At 65.0% G+C, this 19,580-nt stretch carries 19 protein-coding genes; 17 read left to right on the top strand and 2 right to left on the bottom strand.

The genetic code is table 11. The features are described 5' to 3' along the window. Positions 1–20: 20 nt before the first annotated feature. Positions 21–710, bottom strand: a complete 690-nt coding sequence (locus GGR23_RS00095) for a FadR/GntR family transcriptional regulator (protein WP_183364063.1) — start codon at positions 708–710, stop codon at positions 21–23. A 159-nt stretch (positions 711–869) separates the two neighbouring features. Between GGR23_RS00095 and GGR23_RS00090 the strand changes: the two genes are divergently transcribed. From GGR23_RS00090 to hydA, 5 genes are all read left to right on the top strand, one after another. Beyond that, on the top strand, positions 870–1,667 hold the full coding sequence (locus GGR23_RS00090; protein WP_183364062.1) for an ABC transporter substrate-binding protein: 798 nt from the start codon (positions 870–872) through the stop codon (positions 1,665–1,667). Positions 1,668–1,729: 62 nt separating this feature from the next. After that, positions 1,730–2,401, top strand: a complete 672-nt coding sequence (locus GGR23_RS00085) for an amino acid ABC transporter permease (protein WP_183364061.1) — start codon at positions 1,730–1,732, stop codon at positions 2,399–2,401. Continuing rightward, on the top strand, positions 2,401–3,138 hold the full coding sequence (locus GGR23_RS00080) for an amino acid ABC transporter ATP-binding protein (protein WP_210296799.1): 738 nt from the start codon (positions 2,401–2,403) through the stop codon (positions 3,136–3,138). Before GGR23_RS00085 ends, GGR23_RS00080 begins: the two co-directional genes overlap by 1 nt. 22 nt (positions 3,139–3,160) lie before the next feature. Next, positions 3,161–4,426 (top strand): cysteine desulfurase-like protein, encoded by a 1,266-nt coding sequence (locus GGR23_RS00075; RefSeq protein ID WP_183364060.1) that lies wholly within the window; start codon positions 3,161–3,163, stop codon positions 4,424–4,426. Positions 4,427–4,451: 25 nt separating this feature from the next. Beyond that, entirely contained in the window at positions 4,452–5,846 is a 1,395-nt protein-coding gene (gene hydA, locus GGR23_RS00070; protein ID WP_183364059.1) for a dihydropyrimidinase, read from the top strand. A gap of 197 nt (positions 5,847–6,043) precedes the next feature. Here hydA and GGR23_RS00065 read toward each other — a convergent pair whose 3' ends face one another. Further along, positions 6,044–6,751, bottom strand: a complete 708-nt coding sequence (locus GGR23_RS00065; RefSeq protein ID WP_183364058.1) for a GntR family transcriptional regulator — start codon at positions 6,749–6,751, stop codon at positions 6,044–6,046. 195 nt (positions 6,752–6,946) lie between these two features. Here GGR23_RS00065 and GGR23_RS00060 point away from each other — a divergent pair, with 195 nt between their 5' ends. From GGR23_RS00060 to GGR23_RS00005, 12 genes are all read left to right on the top strand, one after another. Further along, entirely contained in the window at positions 6,947–7,606 is a 660-nt protein-coding gene (locus GGR23_RS00060; protein WP_183364057.1) for an aspartate/glutamate racemase family protein, read from the top strand. Further along, entirely contained in the window at positions 7,603–8,982 is a 1,380-nt protein-coding gene (locus GGR23_RS00055; RefSeq protein ID WP_183364056.1) for a dihydroorotase, read from the top strand. Before GGR23_RS00060 ends, GGR23_RS00055 begins: the two co-directional genes overlap by 4 nt. Continuing rightward, entirely contained in the window at positions 8,979–9,374 is a 396-nt protein-coding gene (locus GGR23_RS00050; protein WP_183364055.1) for a VOC family protein, read from the top strand. Before GGR23_RS00055 ends, GGR23_RS00050 begins: the two co-directional genes overlap by 4 nt. Positions 9,375–9,421: 47 nt before the next feature. After that, a complete protein-coding gene (locus GGR23_RS00045; protein ID WP_183364054.1) occupies positions 9,422–10,990 on the top strand; it encodes an ABC transporter substrate-binding protein in 1,569 nt (522 codons plus the stop codon). Positions 10,991–11,072: 82 nt separating this feature from the next. After that, positions 11,073–12,038, top strand: a complete 966-nt coding sequence (locus GGR23_RS00040; protein ID WP_183364053.1) for an ABC transporter permease subunit — start codon at positions 11,073–11,075, stop codon at positions 12,036–12,038. A 7-nt stretch (positions 12,039–12,045) separates the two neighbouring features. Continuing rightward, positions 12,046–12,918: an ABC transporter permease subunit gene (locus GGR23_RS00035; protein WP_183364052.1), complete on the top strand. Its 873-nt coding sequence runs from the start codon at positions 12,046–12,048 to the stop codon at positions 12,916–12,918. Between the two features lie 17 nt (positions 12,919–12,935). Next, on the top strand, positions 12,936–13,916 hold the full coding sequence (locus GGR23_RS00030; protein ID WP_183364051.1) for an ABC transporter ATP-binding protein: 981 nt from the start codon (positions 12,936–12,938) through the stop codon (positions 13,914–13,916). Continuing rightward, positions 13,913–14,938 carry an ABC transporter ATP-binding protein gene (locus GGR23_RS00025; RefSeq protein WP_183364050.1) on the top strand — a complete coding sequence of 342 codons (1,026 nt, stop codon included), beginning with the start codon at positions 13,913–13,915 and terminating at the stop codon, positions 14,936–14,938. The genes GGR23_RS00030 and GGR23_RS00025 overlap by 4 nt, the downstream gene beginning before the upstream one ends. Next, positions 14,935–16,401 (top strand): ABC transporter substrate-binding protein, encoded by a 1,467-nt coding sequence (locus GGR23_RS00020; protein WP_183364049.1) that lies wholly within the window; start codon positions 14,935–14,937, stop codon positions 16,399–16,401. Before GGR23_RS00025 ends, GGR23_RS00020 begins: the two co-directional genes overlap by 4 nt. Beyond that, entirely contained in the window at positions 16,398–17,843 is a 1,446-nt protein-coding gene (locus tag GGR23_RS00015) for an amidohydrolase family protein (RefSeq protein ID WP_183364048.1), read from the top strand. Before GGR23_RS00020 ends, GGR23_RS00015 begins: the two co-directional genes overlap by 4 nt. Before the next feature lie 10 nt (positions 17,844–17,853). Next, complete coding sequence (locus GGR23_RS00010) at positions 17,854–18,783, top strand: dihydrodipicolinate synthase family protein (RefSeq protein ID WP_183364047.1); 930 nt, start codon at positions 17,854–17,856, stop codon at positions 18,781–18,783. Beyond that, complete coding sequence (locus tag GGR23_RS00005; RefSeq protein WP_183364046.1) at positions 18,783–19,565, top strand: SDR family oxidoreductase; 783 nt, start codon at positions 18,783–18,785, stop codon at positions 19,563–19,565. Before GGR23_RS00010 ends, GGR23_RS00005 begins: the two co-directional genes overlap by 1 nt. Positions 19,566–19,580 lie beyond the last annotated feature (15 nt).

Genomic DNA, 19,580 nt, shown 5'->3' with positions numbered 1-19,580 from the left:
ACAGGGAAAACCGCCTGCGCTCAGGGATAGAGGCCCGCGCAGCGGGCCGTGTTGCGCACATGGCGCTCCATGGCCTCGCGGGCCGCATTGCCGTCGCCCGACTTGAGGGCGGCGATGATCTGCCGGTGTTCTCCGACGGATTCGCGCATGCGGTCGGGATCGGTGATCGGGATCGGCTGGCGCTGGGCTTCGGCGATCTGCTCGCGTACCGTCTGGTAGAGTGCCTTCAGCATGGCATTCGAACAGGCAGCGACAATGGTTCCGTGGAATTCGAGGTCCGCCTCGACGTTCGAGAGCAGGTCCTGGCGGGCCCAGCAATCCTCCATGGTGCGCGTGGCATTTTCCATGCGCTCGAGCTGGGCATGCGTCAGCCGCCCGGCGGCGAGGCGGGCAATCTCGCCCTCCAGCAGAAGGCGCGTCTGGAAGACGTCGAAGACGGAATAGCTGTCCGAATAGCGCCAGGGCGCCATGTGTCCGGAAGAGCCGCTCGGCGCGGCGGCGACGAAGGTGCCCCTGCCCGCCTCGGTCTTCAGGAGGCCCAGCGTCTCCAGCGTCAGCAGCGCCTCGCGCAGCGATGCGCGGCTCACGCCGAAACGGATCGAGAAATCGCGTTGAGAGGGGATCTTTTCGCCCGGCTTCAGCTCGCCCGACTGGATCATGGTCTGGATTTCCCGCGCAATGGTCTGCGGGAGAAGCGTCTTGTTGAACATGCGTTACCTTCGCCAGCCGGCGGTGCCTGAGAGCCACCACCTTATTTTTTCAAGGGTCGTCTTGCCAAGTTTATTCGGCCATGCTTTGTTGGTCATACCGGTCTGACCAGTTAGACCAGAGCTAGCGGCAACCGGCACGAAAAACAAGGGGAACCCTCAATGGCACTCAAATCCACCCTCAAGACCGCTCTCTTTTCCGGCATCGTGTCCGCAATCGCCGCTTTCTCCGCCCATGCGGCGGATCTCACCGTCGGCGCGAACATCGGCAATGTCCCCTGGGAATTCCAGGATTCGAGCGGCAAGGTCACCGGCTTCGAAATCGATCTGGTCAACGAGATCGGCAAGCGGCTCGGCAAGTCGGTCGAGTTCGTCAACACACCCTTCAACGGCCTCTTTTCCGCCGTCCAGTCCGGTCGCATCAACATGGCGATCTCCTCGATAACGATCACGGAAAAGCGGCTCGAATCCGTCACCTTCGCACAGCCCTACTACGACAGCGACCAGTCGCTGACGGTCACCGCCGCCTCCGGCATCACGGGGCTGAAGGACATGGGCAGCAAGACGGTCGGCGTCGACACCGGCTCGACCGGCGACATGTGGGCCGAGGCGCACAAGGATGAGTACAAGTTCGGCGAGATCCGCCGCTTCGAGGGCCTGCAGCCGGCCATGCTCGATCTCGTCGCCGGGCGCGTCGACGGCTATGTCAGCGACATTCCCGCCCTCCTCTACTACGTCAAGGACAAGCCGGAGCTGAAGGTGGTGGAGCGCATTCCCACTGGCGAGAAATACTCCGTGATGTTCAACAAGAACGATCCGCTCGCGGCGGAGGTGAACGAGGTCATCACCACGCTGAAGAAGGAAGGCTTCATCGCCAAGCTGCATGAAACCTGGTTCGGCGCAAAGGCCGAAGACACCACCTCCACCGTCCAGGTTCTGGACATGCCCAAGGGTAAGTAAGGCCTCAATCGCCGGCGGCGGGCATCCCCGCAGCCGGCAGCCCCCCGCGAGGCGGATTGCTCATGAACATCCTCAATACCTTCTTCAACGTTCCGGTTCTGCTGGACAGCCTGCCCGTGCTGATGATGGGCCTGCTGGTGACGCTGGAAATCGGCGTGGTCAGCATTCTCGTCGGGCTTGCCGGCGGCCTCGTGCTGGCGGTGGCGCGCCTCTATGCGCCCGGCCTGGTGCGCACGCTGATCGTCGCCTATGTCAACGTCTTCCGGTCGATCCCGCTGCTGGTGCTGCTGATCGTCGTCTATTATGCGCTGCCCTTCGTCGGCATCCGGCTCTCGCCCTTTGCCTCGGCGGTGACGGCCCTGGGCCTCGTCTCGGCGGCCTACACCGCGGAGATCTTCCGCGCCGGCATCGAGGCCGTCCCGAACGGGCAGTTCGAGGCCTCCGCGGCGCTCGGGCTATCCAATCGGCACACCATGGTGGACGTGATCCTGCCGCAGGCGATCCGCATCGTCATTCCGCCGCTCACCAACAATTCGATCAACGTGATGAAGGATACCGCGCTTGCCTCCGTCGTTGCCATGCCGGACCTTCTGAAGCAGGCAACCCAGGCGCAGGCGCTTGCCGCCAACCCGACGCCGCTGATCGGCGCCGCCCTCATCTACGTGCTGCTGCTCTGCCCCATGGTTCTTCTGGTCGCGCGGCTCGAAAAGCATCTCAACCGGGGGAAGCGCTGATGAAGCCGATCGTCTCCATCAAGAACCTGGTGAAGGCCTATGGCAGCTTCACGGTGCTGCACCGCATCGACCTCACGATTGCGGAAGGCGAAGTGGTCTGCGTCATCGGCCCCTCCGGCTCCGGCAAATCCACCCTCATTCGCTGCATCAACCATCTCGAGGGCTTCGCGGCGGAAAGCGAGATCGTGGTGGATGGCGTCGCCGTCCTACCCGGCGCCAATCTGGCGCGGGTGCGGGCCGAGGTCGGCATGGTCTTCCAGTCGTTCAACCTCTTCCCGCACATGACCGTGCTGAAGAACGTCATGCTCGCGCCGATGCGGGTGCGCGGGATGAAGGCCGAGGCCGCCGCCGCGCGCGCTCGCGATCTGCTTGCCCGCGTGGGCATCCTCGAACAGGCGGAGAAATTTCCCGGCCAGCTCTCCGGCGGCCAGCAGCAGCGCGTGGCGATAGCCCGGGCGCTCGCCATGGAGCCGCGCGTGCTTCTCTTCGACGAGCCGACCTCGGCGCTCGATCCGGAAATGGTCGGCGAGGTGCTCGACGTCATGAAGAAGCTCGCCGGCACCGGCGTGACGATGGTGGTCGTGACCCATGAAATGGGTTTCGCGCGCCAGGTGGCCGACCGCGTCATCTTCATGGATGGCGGCCGCATCGTCGAAAGCGGCACGCCTGCCGCCCTCTTCGACAGCCCGCAGGAGGCCCGTACCCGCGCCTTCCTGCGCGCCGTCCTCAATCATTGACATATTCACAGGGAGGGCTGTCATGGCTCGCACGTATCCACTCGATCTCGCCTATGCCCGCAGCCAGTTTCCCGGGCTCGAGCGCGGCTGGACCTTTTTCGACAATGCCGGCGGCTCGCAGATCCTTTCCTCAGCCGTCGAGCGCATCAACCGCTTCCTGTTCGAGAAGAACGTCCAGATCGGCGGCAGCTATGACATCTCGCAGCAGGCCGCGGCAGCGCTCTACGAGGCCCGCACTGCCGCCATGCATCTCGTCAACGCATCCCGCCCGGAAGAGATCGTTTTCGGCCCGTCGACCACGGTTCTCCTGCAGAACCTCGCCAAGGCCATGCAGAGCCAGCTGAAGGCCGGCGACGAGATCGTCGTCACCGTCAGCGACCACGAATCGAACATCGGCCCCTGGGTGCGGCTGCAGGACCATGGGGTGGTGGTGAAGGTCTGGCCGCTGAACAGGAAGACGCTCGCCCTCGACCTCGCCGATCTCGAGCCGCTGATGAGCGAGCGGACGCGCATGGTCTGCGTCACCCATGTCTCGAACATCCTGGGTTCGGTCAATCCCGTCCGGGAGATCGCCGATTACGTCCACGCCCGCGGCGCGCTGATCTGTGTCGATGCGGTCGCCTATGCGCCGCACCGCGCCGTCGACGTGCAGGCCTTCGATGCGGATTACTACGTCTTCAGCCTCTACAAGACCTATGGCCCGCATTATGCGCTGATGTATGGCAAATACGCCCTGCTGGCCGAGCTCGACACGCTCTACCACTACTTCTACGGCAAGGATAAGGTTCCCGGGAAGCTGGAGCCCGGCAACCCGAATTACGAGCTCGCCTATTCCACCTGCGGGATCGTCGACTATCTCTCCGAACTCGGCGCCCGTGCCGGCGAGACGGGCTCGACCCGCCAACGCATCGAGGCAGCCTACCAGGCGATTACGGCGCAGGAAAACCTGCTGACCGACCGGCTGCTCGCCTATCTGCGCTCCCGGAACGACTGCACCGTCATCGGCCAGACCGTGAACCGCGACAGCCAGCGGGTGCCGACCATCGCCTTCCGCTTCGACGGGCGCGATGCGGCCGAGATCTGCAAGGCGGTCGACCAGAGCCGCATCGCGATCCGCCACGGCGACTTCCACTCCCGGCGGCTTGCCGAATATCTCGACGTCACCGATCTCGGCGGCATGCTGCGCGTCTCCATGGTCCACTACAATACCGTGGAGGAGGTCGACGGGCTGACCGCGATCTTCGACACCATCCTCTCGCCCTCCGCCGACCTGGCCCGGGCCCTTTGAACGGACGCCGGAGGCAGGGCGCGCCATGCAGTTCGACACCATCATCCGCGGCGGAACGGTCGTCACCGCCGGCGACACCTTCGTCAGCGATGTCGGCATCCGCGACGGCAGGATCGCGGCACTCGCCGCCCGCCTCGAGGGCGCATCCGAGATCATCGAGGCGAAGGGGCTCTATGTGATGCCCGGCGGCATCGACAGCCACGTGCATCTCGACCAGCCGTCCGGCGACGGTATCGTCATGGCCGACGATTTCGCCAGCGGCACCCGCTCTGCGGCCATCGGCGGCAATACCACCATCCTTGCCTTCTGCATGCAGCAGAAGGGCCAGTCCTTGCGCGAGGCGCTGAAGGACTATCACGCCCGGGCCGAGGGGAAGTGCCATGTGGACACCTCCTTCCACCTCGTCATCACCGATCCAACTCCCGAGGTGCTCGGCCAGGAACTGCCGGCCCTGGTGGAGGACGGATATACCTCGCTGAAGGTGTTCATGACCTATGAGGGCCTGAGGCTTCGCGACGACGAGATCCTCGCCACCCTCGACACCGCAAGGCGGACCGGCGCGCTGGTCATGGTCCACTGCGAGAACGAGGATGCGATCCGCTACCTCATCGGCCGGCACGAGCAGGAAGGAAAGCTCGCCCCCAGATACCATGCCTCCACCCGGCCCGTGGCGGCGGAGCGCGAGGCGACGCACCGGGCGCTGTCGCTCGCCGAGATCGTCGACGTGCCGATCGTCATCGTCCACGTCTCGAACCGGGAGGCGATGGAGGAGATCCGCCGCGCCCGGCAGCGCGGCCAGAAGGTCGCCGGCGAGACCTGCCCGCAATATCTGATGCTGACGGCAGAGGACCTCGACCAGGAGGCGCTCGAAGGCGCGAAATATGTCTGCTCCCCGCCGCCGCGCGACAAGGCGAGCCAGGATGCCTGCTGGGAAGGGCTGGAGCAGAACGTCTTCGACCTTTTCTCATCCGACCACTGCCCCTTCCGCTTCGACGATCCCGAGGGAAAGCTGAACGAGAAGGGCAAGCGCCATTTCCGCTGGATACCGAACGGCATCCCCGGCGTCGGCTCGCGCCTGCCGATCCTCTTCTCGGAAGGCGTGATGAAGGGCCGAATCGACCTCAACCAGTTCGTCCGGCTGGCCTCCACCAATCATGCGAAGCTCTACGGCCTCTACCCCCGAAAGGGCACGATCGCCATCGGCTCGGACGCGGACATAACCCTCTGGGACCCGGAGAGGGAATGCGTGCTGACAAACGACATGCTGCAGCACGGAGCCGATTACACGCCCTATGAAGGCACGGTCCTGAAGGGCTGGCCGGTGCGCACGATCCTCAGGGGCAAGACGATCGTGAGCGACAATACGCTGCGGGTGCAATCGTCGGGACAATACCTGCCGCGCGGCAGAAGCGGGATCTAGGCGCCTGAGCCGTGCAAAAGGCACGCCTGCACGCGCTCAAGCGGATCGCGAAGCGTGACGGGTTGCCGGAAGGTCTCGGTCCCCGACGGGGCCGCCGACGGACGCCGCGAGGCGTTTTTTCCCCGCTTGGCCGACCGGCTTTCCCGCTTCCCGTGCGGCTTCGGACCCGCCCGGGCGACAGGCACGGGCCTTCGCCCTCAGAGCGTCAGCGCGGTCGTATCGCTGGCGATCAGCGCCTTCAGAATGCCCTGCTGGGTGTGCTCGCTGTGCTCCACCATGGCGGCACGCGCCAGATCGGGATCGCGAAGGCGCAGCACGTCGACAATCCGCCGGTGATCGGCGCTGGTTTCGGGATTGACGTCCCGGCTGACCGCGCCGAGATAGAAGAGGCGGGTGCATTCGTCGAGATGCGACGTCACCAGCGCGAGGAGCCGCTGGTTGTTCGCGCCCTCGGCGATTGCCAGGTGAAAGTCGCGATTGGCCTTCACGAAGGACTGGACGCTTTCCCCCTGCTGCGGGTCGTAGCGCGCCTCCGCCATGGCCTCGAGACGATCGAGATCGCCAGCGGAGAGGTTGATGGCCGCCATGGCCGCCGCCGTTCCTTCCGTCATGGCGCGGATCGCGAAGAGGTCGTTGATGTCCTTCACGGTCACCGGCGTCACCCGGTAGCCGCGCCGGGGGAAAGCCTCGATCAGGCCTTCCGCCACCAGCCGGCCAAGCGCCTCGCGCACGGGGGTCTTGCTCATCGACATCTGGTCGGCGAGCTCCAGCTCCGAAAACTCCGCGCCCGGGCGAAGCTCGCCGGAGAGCACGCGGTTGCGGAGCGCCAGATAGGCGGTTTCCGTCAGTGATACTTTCTTCTGCCGACCGGTGGATGCACCAGTGTCGATGGTGAGGCTCTGCAAGGCTCAGGTTCCAAGGTTCAGGGGCTTTGTCTTCCACGAATTCCAAGGCGCCGTGTGCCACCGCGCCTACCCCGTCATCCTTCTCCTCCACTTTTCATCCATGCGCAAGACAGGGGCCCTTTGACATGACATATTTCGTAGTATATTACGTTGCATATCAGCACGACGGCTGGGGAGAGCCGTCTCGGAGGAAGCGTGGCAGATATCCTGGTGATCAATCCGAACAGCTCGAAGGCCGTCACGCGGTCGATGGAGGCGTGCCTTGCGCCGTTCGACGGCAATGGCCACAGCATCCGCTGCATCGAGCTTGCGGGAGCGCCCGTCGGCATCGAAACGGACGACCACGTCCAGGCGGTGATCCCGCTGCTGATCGCGGCGGTCGAGAGGGAGCGGGCCGACGCCATTGTCGTCTCCTGCTTCTCGGATCCCGGCATTTCGGCCGTGCGCGCCGCCTCCAGGGTACCGGTCACGGGCATCGCGGAAGCCGCCTATCTCACGGCGCTCGGCCTCGGCAGCCGTTTCGGCATCGTCTCGCTCGGGCAGTCCTCCATCGACCGGCATCGGCGCTATCTGGAAAAACTGAAGATCGAGGGCCGTCTCGCCGGGGACCGGTCTATCGACATGACGGTCGCAGAACTCATGGCGCGCGACGTCGTTCAGCCCGTCACGAGCATCGGCTCGAAACTGCGCGATGAAGATGGTGCCGATGTGGTGATCCTCGGATGCGCCGGGCTCGGCACCTACCGGCAGGCGCTGCAGGCGAAGCTTGGCCTGCCCGTCGTCGATCCGGTCCAGGCCGGCGTCGCGATCGCCTGCATGAATGCGGAACTCGCCTATTCGGGGAGGCGCACATGACGATAGACCTCGTCATTCGCGGGCGGATCATCACCCCGCAGACCGTGATCGACAATGGCTGGGTCGCAATCCGGGGCTCGACGATCCTCGCCATCGGCAAGGGCGATCCACCGGATGCCGTCTCGGTTCACGATACCGGCCGCTCGCTCGTGCTTCCGGGCATCATCGACGGCCAGACGCATGCCGGCAGCTATCTGGGTCTGCCGGGGATCGAACCCACCACCCGCTCCGCCATTGCCGGCGGTGTCACGACCATCGTCGACATGCCCTATGACAATCCCGCGCCCCTCAGCTCGGCGGAGCATCTGGCCGCAAAGATCGAGGCGGTGGAGCGCCATGCCCATTGCGATGTCGCGCTCTACGGCACCGTCATGCCCGGCCAGCCGCTGGATGCGGTCAAGCTTCTCGCGGACGGCGGCGTTGTCGCCTTCAAGATCTCGGCCTTCGAAAGCAGCCCGACACGCTTCCCCCGGATCGATGCCGGCCTGACGCTGGATCTCCTCGAAGCGCTTTCGGCGACGGATCTGCCGCTTGGCCTTCACAACGAAGATCAGGAAATCGTGAGAAGCCGCATCGCGCGGGCAAGGGCCGCGGGCGAAAACGGCATCGACGCTCACTCTCCGAGCCGGCCCCCGGCGGCGGAACTCGCCTCGACGGCGCATTTCCTCGAGCTTGCCGCCAGCGCCGGCGCGCATGCGCATATCGTGCACATCAGCACGCCGCGCGGTTTCCGGCTGGTCGACAACTATGCCCGCGACGGCTTCCGGGCAACGGGCGAGCTTTGCGTCCACTATCTCTGGTTCGACCCGGCGGAGCATGGCCGCGAGCTTGGCGCGCGGATGAAGGTCAACCCGCCGATCCGGCCCGGCCAGATCGAGGCGCTCTGGCAGGAGCTCGTCGAGGGACGCATCGCCTTCGTCAGTTCCGATCATTCCAGCTGGCCGATCGACAACAAGTTCACCGACAGCATCTTCGACGCGGGCGCGGGCGTGCCGGGCATGGAGACATTGCTGCCGGCCTTCTACACGGCCGCCGCAAGACGCGGTGTCGATGCGGCCCTCATGACCGCCGAATATCTGGCAGAGCGTCCTGCCCGCTTCTTCGGCCTCTACCCCCGCAAGGGCGCCCTCATGCCCGGCGCGGATGCGGACATCGCCATTCTCGCCGAAGAGGACGACATCTGGGATTCGAGCCGCGCCCGGGACGGGCTTCGCTGGAGCCCCTATGACGGCCGCCGCTTCGTGGCACGGGTCGCCGCAACCTACCATGCCGGCCGTCTCGCCTATGACGGCCGCACCGTTCTCAACACGCCCGGCAGCGGACGGTACCTGCGCCGCGGCGAAAGCACATGGTTTCAGGAAGGAATGCCCCTATGAGCCAGGCTCCGGAAAGGCCGGACGGCGGGACCGTCACCAAGGCCATCACCTTCTTCTATTACGTCGATCTTGCCCGCGCGTTCGACTTCTACACCCGCATCATGGGCTTTCCGCTCGAAATCGACCAGGGCTGGTCGAAGATCCTGAGGATCGCGGACCACGCCTATGTCGGGCTCGTGGACGAAAGCCGCGGCATGCACCGCGCCCATCCGGTCAAGCCGGTCCAGCTCTGCATCCGCGTGCCGGATGTCGATGCCTGGCACCGCTATCTGGCCGCCTGCAACGCCTCCGGACTGACCCAGCCCAGGGACAGCGCCTCCCTCGGCATCCGCGCCTTCGTGCTGGAGGACCCGGAGGGCTACCAGATGGAGGTGCAATCCGCACTTCGGTGAAATCTCGCATGCAAACATGTCGGCATAACCAAAAAAGGGGAACCACAATGCTGAATCTGCGCATGAAATCCGGTCGGAACGCCATTTTAGCCGCCGCCATCCTTCTCGCTTCGACCGCCATCGGCGGACTGGCTCAGGCCAAGGAGCTGACGGTCGGGCTGACCTCGGACGCCGTCAATCTCGACCCGCAGGCGGGCGAGGAGCTGTCCAGCAACATCCTCTTCTACCACATCTACGATCCGCTGGTGCGCCGCAACGCGGACCTGACCTTCGGTCCGGGCCTCGCCGAGAGCTGGGAGATCAAGGACGACACGACCTGGGTCTTCAAGCTGCGCAAGGGCGTGAAGTTCCACAATGGCGAAGAGTTCAAGGCCTCGGACGTCGTGTTCACGCTGGACCGCCTGAAGAAGTCGCTGATGGCCAATCTCGGCGCCAACATCGCCTCCTTCAAGGCGCTTGACGATTACACGGTCGAGATCAAGACGCCCCGCCCCTATGCGGTCCTGCCGAACGATCTTGCCGCAGTCCTCATCCTCAACGAGAAATATGCCAAGGAGGCCGGCGACGAGCAGCTCGACCTGAAGCCGGTGGGAACCGGGCCCTACAAGCTGGTGGAATGGGTCAAGGAAGACCACATCACGCTCGCGGCCAATCCCGATTACTTTGCCGGCGCGCCGAAGATCGACGAAGTCACCTTCCGGCCCATCACCAATGGCGCAACCCGCACGGCCGCGCTGCTCACCGGAGAAGTCGACGTCATCCAGGATCTCAACGTCCGCGACGTCGATCGGGTCAAGGCCGACAGCCGCTACAAGGTGATGACCAAACCGAGCCTGCTCAACGTCGTCGTCTCGCTCGACCAGCGCGACAAGAGCCCCACCATCGCGCTCGACAAGAACCCGCTCAAGGATCGCCGGGTGCGCGAGGCCATGGTTCGCGCCATCGACGTGAACGCCATCAACAAGGTCATCATGAACGGTCTTTCGACGCCGTCCGAACAGTATGTTCCGGCATCGCACACCGGCTACGTGGAGGGCGCGAGCTTCCGCGACATGTACCCCTACGACGTGAAGAAGGCCGCCGAACTGATGGCGGAGGCCGGCTACGCCGACGGCTTCACCGTGACGCTCGATACGACCAACAACCGGTATGTCAACGACCAGCAGATCGCCCAGGCGCTTGCCTCGATGCTCGGCAAGATCAAGATCAACCTGCAGCTCAACCTCATGCCGAAATCGAACTTCTTCGGCTACATCCGGGTGCCGAGCGACAAGTCGAGCATGATCATGAGCGGCTGGGACGTGCCCTCGGACGACAGCGGCTCGATGTACAGCGTCATGTTCTACTCGCGCGACAAGAAGGAGGGCTACGGCCAGGTCAACCGCGCCTCCTATTCCAACCCGAAGGTGGACGAGCTGATCGACAAGGCGGACGCGACCTCGAAGCTCGAGGAGCGCGACGGCTACCTCCAGGAGGTCACCCGGATCCTGATGCAGGACATCCCGATGATCCCGATCCACTACGAGCAGGATCTCTATGCGGCGAAGACCAGCGTGGAGATGACGCCGCGGGCGGACAAGTTCCTCTGGGCCTACGAGATCGACATCAAGGAATAAGCGCCTTCATCCGAACGCGGGACAGCCGGTTCGAGAACCGGCTGTTCCGGCCAGTGCAATTTCTTGATGACGGGACATGTCCGTGCTGGGCTACACGATCAAGCGGCTCCTGCAGATGGTGCTGGTACTCTTCGCGGTATCGGTCATCGTCTTCCTGATGATGAGCTTCACCGGCGATCCGGTGTTCATGGTGATCCCCATCGATTCCACCGCGGCGGAAATCGAGCAGGCGCGTCGGCTCCTCGGCCTCGACCGCTCGCTGCTCAGCCAGTATTTCATCTTCCTCGGCGACATGCTGCAGGGCGATTTCGGCCGGTCCTACGTCTTCCGCCAGCCGGCGATGCAGCTGATCCTCGAGCGCCTGCCCGCGACGATCGAGATGGTTCTCGTGGCGATCACGCTGGCAACGGCAATCGCCATTCCGCTCGGCGTCTATGCGGGGGCAAATCCGAACCGGCCGGTATCACGCGGCATCATGGCGGGCTCGCTCCTCGGCATATCCCTGCCGGGCTTCTGGGTGGGGATGATGCTGATCTTCTTCTTCTCCGTCCGCTACCCGCTGCTGCCGTCGTCCGGACGCGGCGATACGGTGGAGGTGTTCGGCCTGCGCCTCTCGATCTTCACCGCCGATGGCTTCGCGCACATCATCCTTCCCGCGCTCACGCTTGCACTTGCGACGCTCGCCATCATGCTCCGCATCACCCGCGCCGGCATGATGGAGGTGATGCGGCAGGACTACATGCGGTTTGCGCGCGCAAAGGGCGCATCGCGCCGGTCGATCCTTTTCCGGCACGGCCTCAAGAACGCCCTCATCCCTGTCGTCACCATCTTCGGCCTGCAGCTTGGCGATCTCATCGCCTTCGCGACCATCACCGAGACGATCTTTGCCTGGCCGGGCACCGGCAAGCTGCTGATCGACAGCATCTACCGGGGCGACCGGCCGGTGATCGTCGTCTATCTCATGCTGACGGCCTTCATCTTCGTCGCTATCAATTTCCTCGTCGACATCGTCTACACGCTGATCGACCCGCGCATTTCCGTGAAGTGAGGATGCCGTGACCCGTTTCCTCTCCTCCGAATTCTTCTACCACTATCGCCGCAATCTGCCGGCCATCTTCGGAAGCGCGCTTCTTCTCTGCTTCACGCTGATGGCGATCTTCGGCCCGCTCCTGGTGGCGCAGGATCCTTATGACGTCACCCAGCTCGAGCTGATGGACAGCTTTAAGCCGCCCGTCTGGCTAGAAGGCGGCGACCCGCGCTATCTGCTCGGCACCGACGGCCAGGGGCGCGACGTGCTCGCCTCGATCGTCTATGGCGCGCGCATTTCCGCCTTCATCGGCCTCGCCGCAATGCTGTGCTCCTGCCTGATCGGCACCACGCTCGGTCTGGTCGCAGGCTATTACGGCGGCCTTGCCGACAGCGTCATCATGCGCATCGCGGACATCCAGCTTTCCTTTCCCTCCATGCTGATCGCGCTCTTCCTGATGTCGGCCTTCGGAACCGGGATCGACATGGTGCTGATCGCGCTGACGGCGGTCGGCTGGGTCGTCTATGCGCGCACCGTGCGCGGCTCGACGCTCGGCGAAATCCAGAAGGAATACATCCAGGCAGCCAGGGTCGCGGGACTCGGCAATGTCGCGATCATCCGCAAGCATGTCCTGCCGAACGTCCTGACGCCGCTGATCGTGGTCTCCACCATCCAGGTCGGGACGTTCATCCTGATCGAAGCCTCGCTGAGCTTCCTCGGCGTCGGCGTGCCGATCACCCAGCCCTCGCTCGGCCTGCTGGTGAAGGAGGGCTTCGACGTCCTGTTCTCCGGGATCTGGTGGACATCGGCCTTCCCCGGCCTCTTCATCATGTTCCTCGTCTTCGGCATCAACCTGTTCGGCGATTTCCTGCGCGACGAACTCAATCCGAGGCTCCGGTGAGCAAGGAGGCAAGAACCATGGCCGATCCACTGCTCGAGGTCAGGGATCTCAGGACCTACTTCCACACCTTCGGCGGGGTGGTGAAGGCCGTCGATGGCGTGAGCTTCGACGTGAGGCAGGGCGAGGTCGTCGGGCTCGTGGGCGAATCCGGCGGCGGCAAATCCGTGGTCGGCTTCTCGATCCTGGGCCTGATCGACCCGCCCGGCCGGATCGAGGCCGGCGAGATCCTCTTTGCCGGGGAAAACCTCGCGGCAAAGAGCGAGGAAGAGATGCGGTCCGTCAGAGGCGGCGAGATCGCCATGGTGTTCCAGGACCCCATGACATCCCTGAACCCGGTCTACACCGTCGGCCACCAGATGGACGAGATGCTGCGGCTGCATACCGATCTCGACCGCAAGGCCAGACGCGCGCGCTGCGTGGAGATGCTGGAGCAGGTCGGGATTTCGGAGGCGGAGAGCCGGCTCGACGCCTATCCCCACCAGTTCTCGGGCGGCATGCGCCAGCGTGTGGTCATCGCCATCGCGCTTCTTGCCGGATCCCGCCTGATCATCGCGGACGAACCGACGACGGCACTGGACGTGACCGTGCAGGCACAGATCCTCAAGCTCATGCGCCGGCAGATCGTCGAAAGGGGCGCGGCGATGATCATGGTAACCCATGATCTCGCCGTCATCTCGGAGATGGCGGACCGCGTGGTCGTCCTTTATTGCGGAAAGGTCGTGGAAAGGGGACGGACGGCGGAGATCATCAACGCGCCCTCCCACCCCTATACACGGGGGCTCCTCGACAGCATTCCGCGCATCGCGGAGCGCCGCGACCGCCTCGACCAGATCCCCGGCACGGTGCCGGACATCAGGACACTGGGAAAAGGCTGCAGCTTCCGTGACCGGTGCTTCCGGGCGCAGCCAGTCTGCGCGGAGAAAACGCCGGTCCTTTCACCCGTCCGCGGATCGCTGGACGCGGCCTGCCACTTCCCTCTGGAGGAGACCGCTCCATGACGCCTCCCGTGCTTGAAGTCAAAGATCTGGTGAAGGCTTTCCCCGTCGGCGGTTTCCTCGACCGTCTGCAGGTCGGCAAGGGAAGCCTGCTTGCGCCGCAACGGCAGCTCAGGGCCGTCAACGGCGTCAGCCTCACGATAGCGCCCGGCGAGGTCTTTGCGCTTGTCGGCGAGTCCGGTTGCGGCAAGTCGACGGTTGCAAAGACCATAGCCCGGATCTACGAGCCGACATCGGGCGAGATCCGGATCGACGGCGAGGACGTATCCCGCCTTCCCTTTCGCGCGATGCTGCCGGTCCGCCGCAAGCTGCAGATGATCTTCCAGGACCCCTATGCCTCGCTCGATCCACGTCAGCGCGTGCGCGACATCGTGATGGAGCCGCGGCTTGCCCAGGGCGGCAGGCTCAGCCGCCGCGAGCTTCAGGACGAGGCCGTGGCCCTTCTTGCCAAGGTCGGCCTCAACGCGGAACAGGCGAACCGTTATCCGCACCAGTTCTCGGGCGGCCAGCGGCAGAGGATCGGGATCGCGCGGGCGCTCTCGGTCCGCCCAACCCTCATCATCGCCGACGAGCCGGTCTCGGCACTGGACGTTTCCATCCAGGCACAGATCCTCAACCTGATGAAGGATCTCCGGGACGAGTTCCGGCTTTCTTACCTCTTCGTTTCACACGATCTCTCCGTCGCCCACCATATCGCCGACCGCATCGGCGTCATGTATCTCGGCTTCATGGTGGAGACCGCGAGCCGCGACCAGCTCTTCCGGGAACCGAAGCACCCCTATACGCGCGTCCTGCTCTCGGCAGCACCGACGCTCGACAAGAGCAACCCGGGAACGAAGATCGAGATAAGGGGGGAGGTCCCCAGCGCGCTCCGCCTGCCGTCCGGCTGCTGCTTCCGCACGCGCTGCCCCCTCGCCTTCGACCGCTGCGCCGTCGAACGGCCTGCGCTCAAACCGCAGGCCGATGGCAGTGCGGTTGCCTGCCATCTCCACGACCGGACCGACACCGAAAGGATGATCCCGTGAGTTCGACCGCCGTCATCGTCCAGCCGCGCCTCGGCCTCGAGGACCCCCATGACTGCACCGACGCCAACGACATGCTGGCCGTCTTCGATGCGCTCTTCGACGGGCTCGTCCGCTACGGCCCCGAGGGCGGGTACATTCCGGCGCTGGCGCGGTCATGGGAAGTGAGCGCCGATGCGAAGTCGTGGACCTTCCGGCTGAAGGAAGGCCTCACCTTTCATGACGGCAGCCCCTGCGATGCGGAGGCGGTGTGCCTTTCGCTCCGCCGCATGGCCCGGCCCGACAAGGGCTATACGCTCGGCGCGCCCGGCGTCTGGAACCAGTATCTCGGCGATGCCGTCATCGAGGCACGCGACCGGCTGACCGTCTCGATCCGCCTTGCAAAGCCGATCGCCGACCTGCTCGACATCCTCGTCTACGGCTACGTCGTTTCACCTCAGGCGCTGGATCGCTACGACGCCGGCGACACGTCCCATCCGGTCGGCACGGGGCCTTATCGCCTTGTCTCCCATGAAAGCGGTGCGGCCCTCCACCTTCGGCGCTTCGACGACTGGCATGGCGGAGCCCCCGCCAATGCGGCGCTTACCTTCCGCCTCGAGAAAGACGGCGATGTCCGCCTCGCCATGCTGCTGGATGGCCGGGCACAGGTTGCAAACAGCCTTGATTTCCGGACATCCCGCGCCCTCGAGGCCGCGGACGCCACGAGAGCCGTCTCCCTGGTGCCTGTTGCCATCATCTACCTCTTCAACGCCTTTCGCGGGCCGCTCGCGGATGCGAGAGTGCGCCAGGCATTCAACCTCGCCATAGACCGCCAGCGCCTGGTGGACGAGGTGGTGCACGGCGCGGCCAGGCCCCTGCAAGGCTTCGTGAGCCCGGTGCATTTCGGCAGTGCGCCGACGCAGGACAACAGGCCGGATCTGCAAGGCGCGCGGCGGCTTCTGGCGGAAGCCGGCCATGCGGATGGCCTCACCATCGCGGTGGACTGCCCGAACCGCCTTCCCGACGAGGCCGAGGCGCTGACGGCGGCCCTCGCCGGCCAGCTGGCCGAAATCGGCGTCACCCTCGAGGTCTTCCGTCATGAGGACCGGGAGGCCTATGCCCATGGCGTCCGCCTGAAACAGGTGCGCGACATGTGCGTCTTCGATTCGAGCCCGCTCAGCACCTTCCGGATCCTCGCGGAGAAGATCGACCATCGCTCCAGGGGGTCGTGGTGGCTCGGCTATCACAATGCCGGGGTGGAAGCGCTGCTCGACAAGGGACGTGCCACCATCGCGGACCGGGAAAGGGCCGGGATCTACCGCGCGGCCTTCCGCGCGCTGCAGGCCGATCCGCCCTGGCTTTACCTCTACAATCCCCTGCGGGTGACCGGACTTTCCGGTCGCTGGCCGGACTGGACGATGCGCCGTGACGGCGTGCTCGATGTGACGAACCTGCCCGATTTCCATGCCGGAGGCGCAAATCCATGAGGCACGCGGACCTGATCCTCACCGGCGGCACCATCCTTTCCATGGACAGCGCCCGCCGCATCATCGGCGAGGGTGCCGTTGCCATCTCCGGCGACCGGATCGCCGCGGTGGGAACGGCCGGGGAGATCGCCGGAACCTTCGAGGCGAGGCGCATCATCGACACGACGGGCAAGGTGGTCATGCCCGGCATGATCGACGTGCATGCCCATGCGGGCCACGGGCTGATCAAGACCATGGGCATGGAGCAGGCAAACCACTGGGAAGAGATCTGCAATGCCGCCTATACCGTCGGCTCAACCCCCGATTTCTGGTTTGCGGAGGCACGGCTTGCAGCGCTCGAACGGCTGCGCTTCGGCGTGACGACGGGCGTCTCGCTTCTCGGCGGCGGGGACACGATCATGCGGACGGACGACGTCGCCCATGGCTGCGCGCATTGCGAGGGCGTGGCCGATATCGGCACGCGATCGGTGGTGGCAGTCGGTCCCACGCGGCCTCCGCATCCGCGCCTCTATGCCGCATGGCACGAGGACCGGCGTTTCGAGCGGCATGTCTCCTTCGAGGAACAGTTCGAAGTCAGCCGCCGGCTTCTGGGCATGTGGCACGGTCGTGGCCGCCTCCGGATCGCCCTTTTGACGCCCGTACTCCGCGACGAACACGAACGAGGCATGGCAGCCTCGGATTACGAGGAGGCGGTGGCTCAGACGAAGGCCGTCCGCGCCCTCTCCCGCGATGCGGGCGTTATCTTTACCCAGGACGGTCACTGGAGGGGATCGGTCCTCAGGGCTCTGGACATGGGCATTCTGGGACCGGATGCGCTCCTCTCCCATGCCATCGATCTCACGCCGGAGGAAATCCGGATCGTTGCCGATACCGGTTCGAAGATCGCCCACAACCCGAGCGCCATCGCCTCGATCCTCGGCCGTTGCCCGGCGATCGAGCTGATCGAGGCCGGGGCCGTCGTCGCGATCGGCTCGGACGCGACCGCGCCCGATCGTTCCGGAGACCTGTTCCGCCACATGCAGCAGTGCATGCATTACCACCGCCGGCATTTCCGCGATCCGTCTGTCCTGCCTCCGGGAAAGGCGCTGGAGATGGTGACGATCGACGCGGCGGCGGCACTCGGCATGGAGACGGAAATCGGCTCGCTGGAAGCCGGCAGGAAGGCGGATGTGGTCGTGGTCGACATGCAGCGCCCGCATCTCGCGCCTTTCCAGATGCCCGCCTTCCGCCTCGCCTATTTCGCAAACGGCAATGACGTGGATATGGTCGTGATCGACGGGGAGATCCTGCTGGAGAACGGCCGTCCGGTCAGGACCGATCCCGGCGCGGTGGTGGCCGACGCCAACCGCGAGGCAGAGCTGCTCGTGGAGCGGATGGGCCTGCGGACCATGATCGGGCAGCCGGAAGGCTTCTTCTCCCATGCCCGTTACCCCGACCAATGAGGAAACGACGATGAACAGGCTGAACGAACAGGCACAAGGGGTCTATGTGATCGCGCTTACGCCCTTCACGGAAACGGGCGAGCTCGACCTCGACAGCACCGACCGCATGGTCGACTTCTACCTCGAGCGGGGCGCGACCGGGCTGACCGTGCTCGGCATGATGGGCGAGGCGCAAAAGCTGACGATCGAGGAATCCCGCACCTACGTGCGCCGCATCCTGCGCCGCGTGGACGGCCGCGTGCCCGTGGTCGCGGGCGTCTCTGCCGCCGGTTTCGCCCAGATGCAGGCACTGACGACGATGGTCATGGACGACGGCGCGGCCGGTGTGATGATCGCACCGCCCTCCTCGCTGCGCAACGACCAGCAGATCGTCACCTATTTCAGGCAGGCCGCGGAGTTCATCGGCGACACGCCCTTCGTGCTGCAGGACTTCCCGCTCGTCACCAGCGTCACCATTCCGGTGTCGGTGATCCAGGCGATCGTCGATGAGGTGCCGACCTGCGTCTGCCTGAAGCACGAGGATTGGCCGGGCCTTTCGAAGATAACGGCCCTGCGCAAACTCTCCGATGCCGGCGAGAGCCGCCGCATCTCCATCCTGTGCGGCAATGGCGGCCTCTTCCTGCCCGAGGAAATGGCGCGCGGTGCCGATGGCGCGATGACGGGCTTCGCCTATCCGGAAATGATGCGTGACGTTGTCCACTTCCACCGCATCGGCGAGCGCGACCGCGCGCAGGACATCTTCGATGCCTACCTCCCGCTTGCCCGCTACGAACAGCAGCCGGGCCTCGGTCTGGCGATCCGGAAATACATCATGGCAAGACGCGGCGCGATCGCAACGCCTGCGCTGCGCAAGCCCGGCGGAGCCCTTTCCCCGGCAGACATCGCAGACATCGAGCGCCTCGTCGCGCGGCAGGAAAACAGACTGAAGGAGATTGGCTGATGGACCTTGGCCTCAGAAACAAGACGGCCCTCGTGACGGGGGCAAGCCGCGGCCTCGGTGCGGCGATAGCCCGCGGGCTCGCCGAGGAAGGGGTGACCGTCTATGCCGCCGCGCGCAATGTCGAGGCGATCGCAGCCTGGGCTTCCGCGCTGCCGGATACTTTCGGGAAGGTTCATCCGCTGTCGCTGGATCTTGCAAGCATCGAAAGCGTCAATGCCGTCGTGGAGACGCTGCGTGCGGCCGGGGGTGTCGACATCCTGATCAACAATTCCGGCGGCCCGCCGCCCGCCCTTGCCTCCGAAGCCCGGCTTGAGGATTGGGTCCGGCAGTTCGAGGCCATGGCGGCCAGCATCTTCCACCTGACCGGCAAGCTGCTGCCGATGATGCGCGAGCGCCGCTGGGGGCGGATCATTTCCATCGCCTCTTCCGGCGTCGAGCAACCGATACCGCGGCTTGCCCTGTCGAACGGCATCCGCTCCGCGCTGGTCGGCTGGTCGAAGACGCTTGCTCAGGAAGTGGCGGGCGATGGCGTGACGGTCAACGTGCTCCTGCCGGGACGCATCCACACCCAGCGTGTCGAGGAGCTCGACGCGGCGGCGGCGGATCGGGCGGGCCGGAGTGTCGCGGATGTGGCCGCGGAGTCTGCGGCGAGAATACCCGCCGGCCGTTACGGCCGTCCCGAAGAATTTGCCGCCGTAGCGGTTTTCCTGTCTTCTGCTTGCAGTTCGTATGTTACGGGAAGCAAGATCCGTGTTGATGGTGGCTTGATCGGATCGGTTTGAGTTTTTGGGATCTGG

Origin of the sequence: Gellertiella hungarica, from assembly GCF_014197145.1 — a bacterium.
GTDB lineage: Bacteria > Pseudomonadota > Alphaproteobacteria > Rhizobiales > Rhizobiaceae > Gellertiella > Gellertiella hungarica.
The sequence above is the reverse complement of the archived record's forward strand: the minus strand, read 5'-3'. Positions and strand labels throughout refer to the sequence as shown.

What these genes read in the sequence shown, in the direction of transcription:
- GGR23_RS00095 (WP_183364063.1), bottom strand. Translation starts at nt 710, where the DNA reads ATGTTCAACAAGACGCTTCTCCCGCAGACCATTGCGCGGGAAATCCAG.
- GGR23_RS00090 (WP_183364062.1), top strand. Translation starts at nt 870, where the DNA reads ATGGCACTCAAATCCACCCTCAAGACCGCTCTCTTTTCCGGCATCGTG.
- GGR23_RS00085 (WP_183364061.1), top strand. Translation starts at nt 1,730, where the DNA reads ATGAACATCCTCAATACCTTCTTCAACGTTCCGGTTCTGCTGGACAGC.
- GGR23_RS00080 (WP_210296799.1), top strand. Translation starts at nt 2,401, where the DNA reads ATGAAGCCGATCGTCTCCATCAAGAACCTGGTGAAGGCCTATGGCAGC.
- GGR23_RS00075 (WP_183364060.1), top strand. Translation starts at nt 3,161, where the DNA reads ATGGCTCGCACGTATCCACTCGATCTCGCCTATGCCCGCAGCCAGTTT.
- hydA (WP_183364059.1), top strand. Translation starts at nt 4,452, where the DNA reads ATGCAGTTCGACACCATCATCCGCGGCGGAACGGTCGTCACCGCCGGC.
- GGR23_RS00055 (WP_183364056.1), top strand. Translation starts at nt 7,603, where the DNA reads ATGACGATAGACCTCGTCATTCGCGGGCGGATCATCACCCCGCAGACC.
- GGR23_RS00050 (WP_183364055.1), top strand. Translation starts at nt 8,979, where the DNA reads ATGAGCCAGGCTCCGGAAAGGCCGGACGGCGGGACCGTCACCAAGGCC.
- GGR23_RS00045 (WP_183364054.1), top strand. Translation starts at nt 9,422, where the DNA reads ATGCTGAATCTGCGCATGAAATCCGGTCGGAACGCCATTTTAGCCGCC.
- GGR23_RS00030 (WP_183364051.1), top strand. Translation starts at nt 12,936, where the DNA reads ATGGCCGATCCACTGCTCGAGGTCAGGGATCTCAGGACCTACTTCCAC.
- GGR23_RS00025 (WP_183364050.1), top strand. Translation starts at nt 13,913, where the DNA reads ATGACGCCTCCCGTGCTTGAAGTCAAAGATCTGGTGAAGGCTTTCCCC.
- GGR23_RS00015 (WP_183364048.1), top strand. Translation starts at nt 16,398, where the DNA reads ATGAGGCACGCGGACCTGATCCTCACCGGCGGCACCATCCTTTCCATG.
- GGR23_RS00010 (WP_183364047.1), top strand. Translation starts at nt 17,854, where the DNA reads ATGAACAGGCTGAACGAACAGGCACAAGGGGTCTATGTGATCGCGCTT.
- GGR23_RS00005 (WP_183364046.1), top strand. Translation starts at nt 18,783, where the DNA reads ATGGACCTTGGCCTCAGAAACAAGACGGCCCTCGTGACGGGGGCAAGC.